The organism is Solwaraspora sp. WMMA2065 (genome assembly GCF_030345075.1).
Taxonomy (GTDB): domain Bacteria; phylum Actinomycetota; class Actinomycetes; order Mycobacteriales; family Micromonosporaceae; genus Micromonospora_E.
Genome location: NZ_CP128361.1, coordinates 6106102 through 6120489 on the forward strand (window position 1 = coordinate 6106102; position 14388 = coordinate 6120489).

The 14388-nt window shown below is 71.7% G+C and carries 4 protein-coding genes; 3 read left to right on the forward strand and 1 reads right to left on the reverse strand.

The window, feature by feature from the left end; genetic code table 11:
- Positions 1-4: 4 nt before the first annotated feature.
- Complete coding sequence (locus O7610_RS27805; protein WP_281553314.1) at positions 5-307, forward strand: hypothetical protein; 303 nt, start codon at positions 5-7, stop codon at positions 305-307.
- A gap of 303 nt (positions 308-610) precedes the next feature.
- Positions 611-11749: a LamG-like jellyroll fold domain-containing protein gene (locus O7610_RS27810; RefSeq protein WP_289212226.1), complete on the forward strand. Its 11139-nt coding sequence runs from the start codon at positions 611-613 to the stop codon at positions 11747-11749.
- A gap of 99 nt (positions 11750-11848) precedes the next feature.
- Here the strand turns inward: O7610_RS27810 and O7610_RS27815 are convergent, their stop codons facing one another.
- Positions 11849-13600, reverse strand: coding sequence for an acetyl/propionyl/methylcrotonyl-CoA carboxylase subunit alpha (locus O7610_RS27815; protein ID WP_289212227.1), 1752 nt, complete (start codon positions 13598-13600; stop codon positions 11849-11851).
- Positions 13601-13706: 106 nt separating this feature from the next.
- Between O7610_RS27815 and O7610_RS27820 the strand changes: the two genes are divergently transcribed.
- The gene (locus tag O7610_RS27820) at positions 13707-14354 is read left to right on the forward strand and encodes a PadR family transcriptional regulator (protein ID WP_289212228.1); all 648 of its coding nucleotides are present in this window, start codon (positions 13707-13709) and stop codon (positions 14352-14354) included.
- Positions 14355-14388 lie beyond the last annotated feature (34 nt).

Sequence of the window (14388 nt, forward strand, 5' to 3'; positions counted from 1 at the left end):
ATCCGTGGACGACTACCAGATGGACCTGTCGGCCGAGGTCCGGGAGTTGCTGGACGCGACGGCGGCCGAGATGGTCGAGCTGTTCGGCATTTCCCGTGCCGAAGCCGTCGCCCGGATCAACGAGCAGTGGCACGGGCAGGACTTCTCCGGTGACGACGAGATAGTCCTGCACGAGGACCGGCATTACTGGGCGATGATCATCTACTTCGGTGAGGTACCGGACTGGAGCGACGACGCGGACCGGTCCGGCTGGGTTGCCCGGCCGGCGCCGGCCCGCGACTCCGGGCACTGGACCGTCCCGGGGTGATCAGGTCGGGCCCGGTCAGGTGATCACACAGATCGTGGCGTAGGCGCCGAACGCGGCGGTCAGGCAGCTGACCGTGCCGGCCTTGGGCCGTGTTGATCAGCTGCTCCAGCTTCATCGCCGCCGGCACCACGCACTCTGTCCATCATGCCTGGCCGGCTGCTGGCGCGCGCGCTCAGCGCTTCCCTGGTATTCCCCAACGGCTTCCTCAGATTTCCCTCATTACTCGGCGGCCCCGAGCCGGCACGATCTGTTCTTGGTCCTAACTGGGCGAACGGCGTACCGCAGCGAGAAAGGCCGCCACCGATGGGAACGAGCCAGGAGACACACCGCCGTCGTCGAACAGGGACCACCCGGACGTTCGCCCGGTGGCGGCGGTGCGCCGGTGGGGTCGCGGTGGTGGCCGCGGCGCTGGTGGGGTTGTCGTCGTCGGTGCCGCCGGGGGCGGTGCCCGCCGACGGTGAGTTTCCGGTGGGGTGGCTGACGTCGTGGATCACCGATCGGCCGGGCTGGTTGCCATGGGGCGGCCCGGCGACGGCTGAGCTCCCGGTGTCGCCGGGCGGCGACGGCGCCGGCCCGGGCGGGTACACCTCGGCGGCGGCGACCCGGGCCAGCGGTGGCGCCGGCGCCGCGCAGCGGCTGGTCGACGGGTTGCCGGGGTACGCCGGTCAGCCGGCGGTGGACGAGTCGGTGACGCCGGTGACGGCGGCGCGCCACGATCCGGCGACGAGCCGCCGCGACGCCCGGTCGTCACGGTCGACCATGACGGTGTACGACAACGCCGACGGTTCGACGACGGCGCAGCTGAGCACCGGTCAGGTCAACTACCGGGCGGCGGACGGGTCGTGGCGGCCGATCGATCCGACCCTGGTGCGTCGGGGTGACCGGTGGGGGGTCACCGACAACCCGATGGGGGTGTCGCTGGGGTCGACATCCAACACCACGGCGGCCGGGGCAGCGGCGACGTCCGGCGCGGCGGCGGGGGAGCCGCTGGTCGAGATGCCGCTGCCCGGCGGCGGCGTGTTCGGGTGGAGTCTGGCCGGTGCGGCGACGGTGACCCCGGTGGTCGACGGCGCGACGGCGACGTACCGGCAGGTGCTGCCCGGCACCGACCTGGAGCTGGTGGCCCGGCCGGACGGGGTGAAGGAGACGCTGATCCTGGCGTCGCCGCAGGCCGCGTCGGCGTGGGTGTTCCCGCTGACCCTGCGGGGGGTGACGGCCCGCATCTCCTCGGCCGGGTCGGTCGAGCTGGTCGACGACGCCGGGGCGGTGGTGGCGTCGATCCCGCCGGCGTACATGGAAGACTCGTCGGTGGACGCGGAGACCGGTCTGCCGGCGCGGTCGGCGGCCGTCGCGATGGAGCTGACCGAGGTCGACGGCGGGCCAGCGCTGCGGCTGGTCGCCGACCGTGCCTGGCTCGCCGACCCGGCGCGGGTGTTCCCGGTACGGGTGGATCCGACGGTGACGACCGGCCCCGACGGGGACGTGTTCGTCGACTCCGATCCGGCCACCGGCGCGACCGTGCAGAACGGCAACCACCTGCAGGTGGGCTACAACGGGGGAGTCGGTTCCCGGACGTTCCTCAACTTCGACATCTCGTCCGCGGTGACCGACGCCAAGCCGATCATCGCCTCGGCGTACCTGCGGCTGTTTCTGAACCACCGGGTGCGCTGCGACGTCAAGGACCTGCAGGTCGGCCTGGTCGAGCAGGAGTGGACGGTCGGTGAGTTGGCGACCGCCGCGCTGCCCGGGCCGGACCTCGAACCGGGCTCGGTGCGGTACCGCTACTACACCGACAACGGGCAGGCGTGCGCCAACCCGTCGGCGGGGCCGACGTCCGGCCAGTGGGTGCAGGTCGACGTCCGTGAGCTGGTCTCGGGGTGGGCGATCGGGCAGCGCAACCTCGGTCTCGCGCTGATCGACGACGAGCAGGTCCTGGCCGCCGGAGCGAGGTTCACCTCGGCGAACTACGGCAACGGGGCGTACGCGCCCCGGCTGGAACTGACCATGACGGCAAACCTGCCGCCGCAGGTGAGTCAGCGGTCCCCGGTGCACGGCGCGGTCGTGTCGACCCTGACCCCCCGGTTGTACGTGCGCGGTCACGACCCGGACAACTCCGGGACGGTGAGCTACAAGCTCTGGCTGCACGACGACGCCGGGACCGTCATCCGGGTCACCGAGGGCACCGGCTCCTACTACGACGTCCCTGCCGGGCTGCTGCGGTCGAACAAGCAGTACTCGTGGGTCGTGCAGCCGTTCGACGGTGCCGTTTACGGGGCCCGGTATCCGAGGTACACGTTCTACACCCGGGTGCCGCAGCCGGCGTTGGGATCCCGGCTGGCGCAGAACCCGGGGGTGGGCTACCACCCGGAGATTGGCAACTACACGACCACGGCGACCGACGCACAGGTGGCCGGGGTGGGCCCGGAACTGGCGATCACCCGGTCGTACAACACGCTGGACACCCGGCGGTCGGGGGCGTTCGGGCAGGGCTGGTCGAGTCTGCTGGACGCCCAGGTGACCGGGCGGACCAGCACGAACGACGCGCTGCGTAGTGCCGTGGTGACGTACCCGGACGGTTCGGAGGCCGGGTTCGGCCCCACCTCGGACGGATCGTTCGTGCCGCCACCGGGGCGGTACGAGGTGCTGACCGAGGTGCGGTCCGGTACGACGGTCACCGGGTACCGGCTGACCGTCAAACACGGCACGACGTACGTGTTCGGCCGGTCCGCCGGCGGTGGGGTCTTCCGGCTCACGGCGGTGACCGACGCCAACGACCGGACCCTGACGGCGACCTACAACGGCAGCGGACTGATCTCGAAGCTGACCAACGCCTCAGGTCGGTCGCTGACGCTGACCTGGGCGGGCACCGCGAGCCCGTCGGTCGGGTCGCACGTGACCAAGGTGACGACGGACGCACCGACCGCCGGCGGCAGCGGCTACGTGTGGCAGTACACCTACGGCAGCCACGACCGCCTGACGAAGGCGTGTACGCCGACGGCGTCGTGTACCACGTACACCTGGGGCAACAACGCCAACCAGGGGGCGAACGCGGTGCGCAACCACGCGCCGTCGTCGTACTGGCGGCTGAACGAACCCGCCGGGTCCACCTGGGCCGCCAGTGACGTGCTGGAACGCGGCGGCACCGACGTGGCGTTCTACGAGCACACGACGCCGGGCGCGACGCCGACGGTGTGGCCGGGGTCGACCTCGACGTCGACCGCGTTCAACGGCACCTCGTCGCGGGTGCGGCTGCCCAGCGGGCTGGTCAACGACAGCGCGTACCAGTCGGTCAGCATGTGGTTCCGCACCGGCGCGACGTCGCGGGCCGGGGTGTTGTTCTCCTACCAGCACGACCCGATCTCGGCTGGCACGACGTCGCGCAACTACACGCCGTCGATCTACGTCGGGACGAGCGGGAAGCTGCACGCGAAGTTCTACGACGGCAACTCGACGACGATGCAGTCGTCCGGTCGGGTGGACGACGGCCAGTGGCATCACGTGGTGCTGGCCGGGGCGGGCGCCAGCCAGGCCCTGTACCTGGACGGCACCCGGCAGGCGACCCGCGACGGCCTGATCGAGATGTTCGACATCGGCGGGTCGGCCCACGAGTACGTGGGTGCCGGGTTCGTCGGTGGGAACTGGCCGGACCAGCCGCATCAGGGCTCCGCCGGCCACACCGGGCACGCGAACTTCTTCACCGGCCAGATCGCCGACGTGGCGTTCTTCGACCGGACGTTGACCGCCGTCGACGTCACCGAGATCAACGGTACGGCGCGGGCGCAGAGCTGGCAGCTGTCCACAATTACCAGCGCCGAAGGGCGGACCCTGGCGTCGCTGTCGACGGACCCGGTCACCGGCAAGCTGTCGGAGCTGACCGACAGCAACGGTGGGACCTGGACGATGGGCACGCCGCGGGTGGCCGGCACCAGTGCCCTGTACGCGGCGGCCGTGCTGGGTTCGGCACCCACCGACTACTGGCGGCTGCGCGACGCCGCCGGGGTCGACGCCGTCAACGAGACGTGGCAGGAGACCGCGACGTTCAGCGCGGTGACACTTGGCGCGGCGGGTCCGTTCGCCGACGGCACCGCGGTGTCGTTCGACGGGGCGTCGTCGCTGGCGGCGGTCCCGGGCGGCCGGGTCGCGCCGACCGGCGCGAAGTCGCAGGAGCTGTGGTTCAAGACCACCGCGACCGCCGGGGTGCTGCTGGGCACGCAGGACGCGGCGGTGGGCGGTACGCCGTCGGCGGGCTCGCCGGTGTTGTGGATCGACGCCGACGGTCGGCTGCGCGGCCTGGCCCCGTCGACCGAGCCGACCGGGCCGCTGACGTCAGGGCTCGCCGGAAAGTGCGCGGAGCTGGCCACCAACGGCACCAAGGTGCAGGTCGGCACCTGCGCCGCCACGTCCGCCCAGAGCTGGCGGCACGTCGGCGGCAGTGGACAGCTGCGTCGGGGTGACAAGTGTCTGGGCCTGACCGGTCAGGCCACCGGCAACGGCACCCTGGTCCAGGCGCAGACCTGCTCGACCAGCGCCAACCAGAAGTGGACGCCGCACCAGGGCGGCTGGCGCAACACCGGGTCGGGCCGCTGCCTGGAGGTGCCGGGTTCGTCCACCACGGACGGCACCGCGCTGGCCATCCGCAGCTGCGCCACCAGCCAGGCCAACCAGCGGTGGGCGTTGGCGCTGACGTCGCCGGCACCGGTCAACGACGGCGCGTGGCACCACGCCGTACTGACCACGACGAACGCCGCCGACGCCACGACCCAGGTGCTGTATCTCGACGGGGTGCCGGTGCAGTCGAGCACCGGGGCGCTGCCGGCGGCCGGACCGCAGAGCCAGGGGTACCTGGGCGCGGGGTACACCGGCAACGGCTGGTCGGGGCTGCCCGCCGGGGCGACGGCGTACTACGCGGGGTCGCTGGCGGAGGTGGCGTTCTACAGCCGGGCGTTGGGCGCCGACGAGGTGACGTTGCACCACGGGTCGGTCGGGCAGACGGTGCCGCTGGTGGTCACCGCCGCGACCGGCGGCGGTACGGACGCACCCACGCTGTCGGAGACGGCGGCCGGCCAGCTGCCGGCGGACACCCTGCCGCCCGGTGCGACGCAGACCGACGCGGCGGCGCGCGACGCGCTGACCACGACGGTGGCCAACCCGGTGACGATCGTGTCGGTGACCGACCCGGGTGGGCATCAGGTGTCGTACTCCTACGACCTGGTGTCCGGGCGGAAGGTGTCGCAGACCGACGCGCTGGGCCGCACCACCCTGTACGGGTACGACACCGGCGGGTTCACCAGCCTGGAGTACGACCCGAACGGGATCGTCACCCGGTCGGTGCAGGACGAGCGGGGCAACACGATCCAGGAGGTGACCTGTCAGGACCAGGCCGCCGAGAAGTGTTCCAGCAGCTACTCCACCTACACCTTCTACAGCAGCGACCCGACGCATCCGAAGAGCGACCGGCTGACGGCGGTACGCGGGCCGGGCTCGCTCAGCGCGCAGGACGACACCTACCGGACGCAGTACTTCTACGACAACTTCAACGGCAACCTGCGCAGCACGGTGGATCCGCTCGGCCGGCGTACGGAGATCGCCTACACCACCGGCGGGAGCGTTCCGGCCGGGCTGCCCGCACAGGTGCTGGACCCGTCGAAGGGCTGGCAGCTGCTCACGTACACCTCGGCGGGTGACCTGGCGACGGTGGTCGACCCGGCGGGCGCGACGACCACGTACACCTACGACCGGTTGGGTCGGGAACTGACCGAGACGGTGGTGACGCCGTCGTTCCCGCAGGGGCGGACCACCACGTACACGTACGACGCGATGGGCCGGGTGGCGACCCGGACCGATCCGGCGGTGACGGACCGGGTGACCGGCGCGGTGCACACGGCGGTGACGCAGCACTCGTACAGCCCGGACGGGTTCCTGACCGAGCAGCGGGTCAGCGACGCCACCGGTGGGGATGTGGCCCGGGTCAGCGAATGGTCCTACGACGGCCACGGCCGCCGGTCGCAGGCCGTTGACCCGATGGGCACCACCACCGGCTACCGCTACGACGTCTACGGGCACGTGGTGGAGCAGACCGATCCGGACGGGACGGTCAACGCCTACCAGGTGGACGCCAACGGCGACCTGCTGTCGCGGACGCTGAAGGGCTACACCGGGGACCCGAACGATCCGACTCCTGCCGTGGACCTGGTGGTGGAGTCGAACGTCTACGACCCGGCGGGCCGGCTGGCGTCGACCACCGACGCGATGGGGCACGTCACGGAGTACACGTACACCGACGACGGGCGGCCCGCGACGGTGACCCGCACCGACGGGGACAGTTCGTTCCTGCTGGAGGCCAACAGCTACGACGCGGCCGGGAACCTGGTCGAGCAGCAGACCGACAACGGGCAGACCGTCACGACGTACGCCTACGACGCGGCGGGCCGGCAGACCCGCAGCGTGCTCGACCCCGACGGGTTGCACCGGGTCACCGAGACCACGCTGTCGCCGGGTGACCAGGTGCTGTCCAGCGTCGCCCGGGACGGATCCGGCGCGACGCTGGCCGTCACCGACCACGCGTACGACATCCTCGGCCGGGAGGTCTCGCAGACCCGGTACCGGGAGACGGACCGGACGACGACGCCGGTGGCCCGCTGGCAGCTGGACGAGACCAGCGGTACGGCGGCCGCCGACTCGGCCGGCAACAGCCCCGGTACGGCCACCGACGTGACCTGGGAGAACGACGCCCAGCGGGGGCGGGTCGCGGCGTTCACCGGTGCGTCGACGTCGCAGATCACCACGGCCGCGCCGGCGGTGGACACCACCCGGCCGTACACCGTGGCCGCCTGGGTGCGGGTCGACAACGACGGCAAGTCCGGCGCGGTGCTGACCGTGCCCGGTGCCGCGCGGGTGAGTACGTCCCCCACGAACCGCGACTTCGCCTTCCAGCTCCGGTTCGACCACACCATCGACGGCTGGCGGGTGGCCACGAACGAGCAGCAGACGGGCTCGATCATCCGGTGCGACTGTCCCTTCGGGGAAGGCACGGTGTATGAGGAGCAGTGGCAGCACCTGGCCGTCGGCGTCGACCCGCAGGCTGACAAGTTCACCGTGTTCATCGACGGCGACAAGGTCGACGAATTCACCGGCGCCCGCTTCCACAGCGTGGCGAGGGGCGGGCTGCGGATCGGCTCCGGGCTCGACGGGGCCATCTCCGACCTGCAGCTGTACCAGGGCGTGTCGGCGGACGCCGGCTGGGCCGACCGGGTGGTCGCCGGCACCGTACCGGCGGCCGACGCCACGGTGTCGCGCACCAGCTACGTGCTCGACGACGGTGGTCTGGCCACGGCGGTGCTGGATCCGCTGGGCAACACCACGAACGTGGCCTACGACGAGGCCGACCGGCCAGCGGTGTCGACCGGCCCGCAGGTGCAGGCCGAGAGCGGGGAACTCGACGGTCCGGTGGTCACGGCGCGGCCGGTGGAGCGGATCGGCTACAACGCGTTCGGCGAGGTCACTGCGGAGTCCGACCCGAACGGCAACGTGACCCGGTACGCGTTCGACCGGGCCGGCCGGCCCTACGAGACCCGGCTGCCCGCGTACACCCCGCCGGGCGGGTCGACCCCGGTCGTCCCGGTCTTCACGGCGGCGTACGACATCCTCGGCCAGGTCGTGTCGCAGACCGACCCGCTGGGCCGAGAGACCGGGTTCACCTACGACCAGCTGGGCCGGGTGGTGACCCAGGTGGCGCCGGACGGTGCCACCACGACCGCCCGCTACGACCTGGCCGGCAACCTGCTCGCCGTGACCGACCCCACCGGGGCGGTGACCGGCAGCAGCTACGACCTGCTGGGGCGGACCACCAGCGTCAGCGAGGCGGTCCGCCAGACCGGTCAGACGCACACCACCACGATGGGCCACGACACCGCCGGTCGCCTGTCGACGGTGACCACGCCGGCCGGGGTGACCACCAAGTACGGCTACACCGCCGCCGGGGAGCTGGCCAGCGTCGTCGACGGTGCCGGGCAGACCAGCCGGGTCGACCACGACGCCCTGGGCCGCCCGGTGAAGCAGACCAACCCGGACGGCACCTCCACCACCACCACGTACGACCCGCTGTCCCAGCCGACCGCGACGGCGGCGTACCGGGCGACCGGCGGGGCCGCGCTGACCACGTCGGCCTGGACCTACGACGCCGCCGGCAACATGGTGTCGGCGACGGACGCGCGGGGCAGCACGACCCGGTTGAGCTACGACGCGACCGGGCTGCCGCGCACCCAGTCCGAGCCGGTGGCTGCCGGCACCACCATCGAGTCGTCGTACGGCTACGACCTGGCCGGCAACCCGACCCGGTTCACCGACGGGCGGGGGCAGGCGTTCCGGACGACGTACAACGTCTGGGGGTTGCCGCAGTCGCGAATCGAGCCGGCGACGGCGGCGTACCCGAACGCGGCGGACCGCACGTACACCACTGTGTACGACGTGGCCGGTCAGCCAGTGTCGCAGCGTGCCCCGGGCGGGGTGACCCGGACCCTGGTCTACGACGACGCCGGTCGGCTGGAGCGCCAGTCCGGCTCCGGTGCCGAGGCCGCGACCCAGGACCGGACGTACGGCTACGACCCGGCCGGTCGGCTGGTGGAGTTCTCCGGGTCCGGCGGCACCAACCGGGTCGCCTATGACGACCGGGGGCTGCCGCTGTCGGTGACCGGCCCGTCGGGCGACGCGGCGTTCACCTACACGCCGGACGGGTCGATGGCCTCGCGCGACGACGCGGCCGGGTTGACCCAGTACGGCTACGACAGCGCCGGCCGGTTGGCGTCGGTGAGCAACAGCAGCGCCGGGGTGTCGGTCGGGTACTCCTACGACGAGATGTCGGCGGTGTCGTCGATGTCCTACGGCGGCACCAACAACCGGCGGGTGTTCGACTATGACGACCTGCACCGGTTGACCAGAGACCGGCTGGTGCGGTCCAACGGGCAGGTCCTCGGGACGATCACCTACGGGTGGGACGCCAACGGCAACGAGACCAGCAAGACCGTCACCCGTGGCTCGACGACGGCCAGCAACACCTACACCTACGACCTGGCCGACCGGCTCACCTCGTGGAACGACGGCAACACCACGGTCGGCTACCGGTACGACGCGGCCGGCAACCGGACCGGGGTCGGCGACGTCGACTACGTCCACGACGCCCGCAACCGGCTCGTCTCCGACAGCACCGGCACCAGCTACCAGTACACGGCCCGGGGCACCCGTAAGCAGACCGTCACCGGCGGCACCACCTCGGTCGGGGTCGCGGACGCGTTCGACCAGATCGTCAGCCAGCAGCCGACCGGTGGCGGCAACGCCCGGGAGTACACCTACGACGCGTTGGGCCGGGCGCTGCGCAGCGACTTCCGGTACACCGGGCTCGGCAACGACCTCGCCATGGACGGCGCGGCGAAGTACCTGCGGGATCCGGACGGCGGTGCCGTCGCGGTCCGGGACGGCGGCACCAGCCGGATGCTCTGGACCGATCTGCACGACGACATCGTCGCCCAGTTCAACACCGCCGGGACGTCGGTGACCGGTCACCGTACCTACTCGCCGCTGGGTGAGGTGACCGCCGCCAGCGGCATGGAGGGCAACCTCGGCTACCAGTCGGAGTGGACCGATCCCCGGTCGGGTCGGGTCAACATGCACGCCCGCTGGTACGACCCGGCCGTCGGCCAGTTCGACAGCCGCGACAGCGTCACCGTCAGCCCGGTGCCCGACTCGATCCGGGCCAACCGCTACCAGTACGGCGACGGCAACTCGCTGACCGTCACCGACCCGACCGGGCACTTCGGCAAGCGGCTGCGCAACGCCTGGAAGAAGGTCTCCTCCGGCGTGCAGAAGGCCTGGAACACGGTCAAGGCCGGGGTGCGGCAGGCGTGGGAGCAGGTCTTCGAGTGGGCGCAGGCGGCCCGCGAACAGATCGCCGAGAAGATCAACGACGTCAAGCAGGCCGTGTCGAAGGCCTATCAGAAGATGGCCGAGGCGGTCAGAGGGGCCGTCGACCAGGTCGGCCAGTGGGCCCGGACGGCCAGGGACTGGATCGTCGAACACAAGGCCGACATCGTCGGCGCGCTGGTCGGGTTCTTCGTCGAAGCCGCCTGTATGGTCGCGATCGGCTGGACCGGGGTCGGCGCGGTCGCCTGCGGGGTGGCTTCCGGCGTGACCGGTGCCCTGGTCACCGGTGCCATGCAGGGCCAGACCGGCGTCGAGCTGCTGCGCACCGCCGTACTGGGTGGTGCCGCCGGTGGTCTGGGCGCGGCGCTGCCGATGATGGGCCCGGCAGCGGGCAAGGCGTTGAGCAAGGCTGGGTCCGCCGGGGCGAAGAAGGTCGCCGGCACCAGTGTCGGCAAGGCTGCGGCGTCGGCCGGCAAGGCGGTCGGGCGCAAGGTCGACGACCTGTCGCGGGCGGTGTCGCGCGGCACCAGCCGGGCCACCCGGGAGGCGGCCGACTACGCCGACGACGCCGCCCGCGTCGGCGGTAGCCGGGTCGACGACCTCGCCGACGGGGCGGCCAGCTGTGTGCGGCACAGTTTCGCGCCGGACACCCGGGTACGGATGGCCGACGGCACCACCAGGCCGATCGGCGAGGTCGAGCTCGGTGACGAGGTGCTGGCCACCGACCCGGCCACCGGGCAGAGCACGGCCCGGCCGGTGCGGCTGCTGCACCGTCACGCCGACCGGGAGTTGACCGATGTCACGGTCACCGACACCACGACCGGCGAGAGCACGGTCGTCGAGACGACCGCGCAGCATCCGTTCTGGAACGCCACCACCGACCGGTGGACCGACGCCGCCGACCTGCGCCCCGGTGACCGGTTGCGCAGCCCGGACGGCGAATCCACCCAGCGGGTCGCCGCGGTCCGGGTCTGGACCGGCCTGAAATGGATGAACGACCTCACCGTCGACGGCGACCACACCTACTACGTGGTGGCAGCCGATCGGCCCGTGCTGGTGCACAACTGCGGCGGTTACACGGACCTGTACCACGGGACCAGCCGGCAGGCGGCGGAGAACATCCGGGCCGACGGCGTGGACACCGGATTCTCGTCACGGTCGAAGATGGACTTCGGGAAGGGTTTCTACACCACCCGGTCGCGGCAGCAGGCGGCCGACTGGGCGGGGAGTCCGCGGTTCGGTGGGGACGGCGTGGTGCTGCACTTCAAGGTGCCGAACGCGAAGCTCGACGCCCTGGCGACGAAGAAGTTCACCGCGACCAGTCCCGATCTGGCCGACGTCGTGAAGCACTACCGCACCGGTGCCCGGGGCAACCCACTCGGCCGGCATCAGGTGGTGGAAGGGCCGATGCTGATGAACGTCGACAAGTTCGTCAACAAGGGACTCCCCGCGCACTGGAAGGGCAACCAGGTCGTCTTCTACGGCAAGGACGCCGGTCGGATACTGACCGCGGCCCTGCAGCCGTAGGAGCGTGACGTGGACGTGCACTACTGGGCGCTGTTCGTCTACTACGACGGCAAGAGGCTCCGGGCACTGGACCGTCCCGGGGTGATCGCACCGGGACGGTCAGCTGATCACGCAGATCGTCGCGCCGGCGGTGACCACCGCGCCGACCTCGGCGGCCAGGCCGCTGACCGTGCCGGCCTTGGTCGCGTTGATCGGCTGTTCCATCTTCATCGCCTCCAGCACCACGACCAGATCGCCCTCGGCGACCTGGTCGCCGTCGGCGACCGCGATCTTGATGATGGTGCCCTGCATCGGCGAGACCAGGGCGTCGCCGCTGGCGGCCGCCGCCGTGCTGGTGCCACCCCGGCGGCGGGCCGGCTGGCGGGCGGCGGTCGGCGCGGCGGCCGTACCGCTGCCGAAGCCGGCGGGGAGGCTGACCTCGAGCCGCTTGCCGCCGACCTCGACCACAACGGTCTCGCGGGGTTCGGGGGCGTCGGGGGCCGCCGCCGGTGCGGTGAACGCCGGCACGGTGTTGTCGAACTCGGTCTCGATCCACCTGGTGTGCACGGTGAACGGTTCGCTGGTGAACGCCGGGTCGCGGACCACCAGGCGGTGGAACGGCAGGGCGGTGGCCATCCCGTCGACGACCATCTCGTCCAGTGCCCGCCGGGCGCGTTCCAGCGCCTCGGCGCGGGTCTCGCCGGTGACGATCAGCTTGGCCAGCAGCGAGTCGAAGTTGCCGCTGACGACGTCGCCGGCGGTGACGCCGGTGTCCACCCGTACGCCGGGGCCGGTGGGCAGGCGCAGTGCGGTGATGACACCGGGCGCGGGCAGGAAGTTGCGGCCCGGGTCCTCGCCGTTGATCCGGAACTCGATGGAGTGCCCGCGCGGGGGCGGGTCGTCGGTGAACCGCAGCGGCTCGCCGACGGCGATCCGGAACTGCTCGCGGACCAGGTCGATGCCGGCGGTCTCCTCGGTGACCGGGTGCTCGACCTGCAGTCGGGTGTTGACCTCCAGGAAGGAGGTGGTGCCGTCGACGCCGACCAGGTACTCGACGGTGCCGGCACCGTGGTAGCCGGTCTCCCGGCAGATCGCCTTGGCACTGGTGTGGATCTCGGCGCGCTGGGCGTCGGTGAGGAACGGCGCCGGTGCCTCCTCGACGAGCTTCTGGTGGCGGCGTTGCAGCGAACAGTCCCGGGTGCCGACCACGATCACGTTGCCGTGCTGGTCGGCGAGCACCTGCGCCTCGACGTGCCGGGGCCGGTCCAGGTAGCGCTCGACGAAGCACTCGCCGCGACCGAACGCGGCGACCGCCTCGCGGGTGGCCGACTCGAACAGGTCGGCGATCTCGGCCATCTCGCGGGCGACCTTCAGCCCGCGCCCACCGCCACCGAACGCGGCCTTGATCGCGACCGGTAGGCCGTACTGCTCGGCGAAGGCGACCACCTCGTCCGGGCCGGCGACCGGGTCGGCGGTGCCGGGAACGAGTGGTGCGCCGGCCCGCTGGGCGATGTGCCGGGCGGTGACCTTGTCGCCGAGGTCGCGGATCGCCTGCGGGCTGGGCCCGATCCAGGTCAGCCCGGCGTCGATGACCGCGGCGGCGAAGTCGGCGTTCTCGGACAGGAACCCGTAGCCGGGGTGGACGGCGTCGGCGCCGGACCGGGTGGCGGCGTCGAGCAGTTTGTCGATCCGCAGGTACGTGTCGGCGGCGGTCTCCCCGCCGAGGGCGTACGCCTCGTCGGCCAGCCCGGCGTGCACCGCCGAGCGGTCCGGGTCGGCGTACACGGCGACGCTGGCCAGCCCGGCGTCCCGGCAGGCACGGATCACCCGGACCGCGATTTCGCCCCGGTTTGCGACGAGAACTTTGCGCACGCCCTGTTCTCCTTTGCTCACGGATCAAGCCGGAGTCTATCGGCCTGCTTGATCAACTAAACCGGCGCTCAGTGTGGGATGGCACACTGGCGATTAGGCTCCGGATGTGTCTGCCACCCGGATGATGATTCTCGGTCTGGTCAACTGGATGCAACCGGTGCACGGCTACGACGTGCGCCGTGAGCTGCTCAGTTGGCGGGCGGACAGCTGGGCCAACGTCGCACCGGGGTCGATCTACCACGCGCTGCGCAAGCTCGCCGAGGAAGGGCTGCTCCGCCAGGTCGGCACCGCCCAGGTCGGTACCCGGCCGGCGCGGACCAGTTTCGAGATCACCGCCGCCGGGGTCGATGAATTCGACTCGTTGGTGCGGCAGCACTGGCGCGACTGCCGACCGCCGACCGACCCGTTTCTCAGCGCGTTCGCCTTTCTGCCGGCGATGCCCCGGGTGGAGGCGGTCGCCATGTTGCGGGGCCGGGCCGCGATGCTGCGGGCCGGCAACGCGGCTACCCGCGACGACCTGACCGCCGGGTGGTTGCGGCAGAAACCGTCGTACGTCGGCTGGATGCTGGAGCTGACCATCGCCCGGGTCGACGGGGAGATCGCGTGGTGTGACCGAATCGCCGCGCTGATCGAGTCCGGGGCGTCGTATCACCCGGCGGAGGAGTCGGCTGACGGCACCTGGGCGGGGTGGCAGGCTGACCTGGACGCCGCCGGCCGGGAGTCGGCCAGATCACCCAGCAATAATCAACGTTGACTAGCCCGATCGCCGGGGTCTAGCGTGCCAGACG

Bases quoted from the DNA above. Each gene is read 5' to 3' on its own strand.
- O7610_RS27810 (WP_289212226.1), top strand. From the start codon at position 611: ATGGGAACGAGCCAGGAGACACACCGCCGTCGTCGAACAGGGACCACC.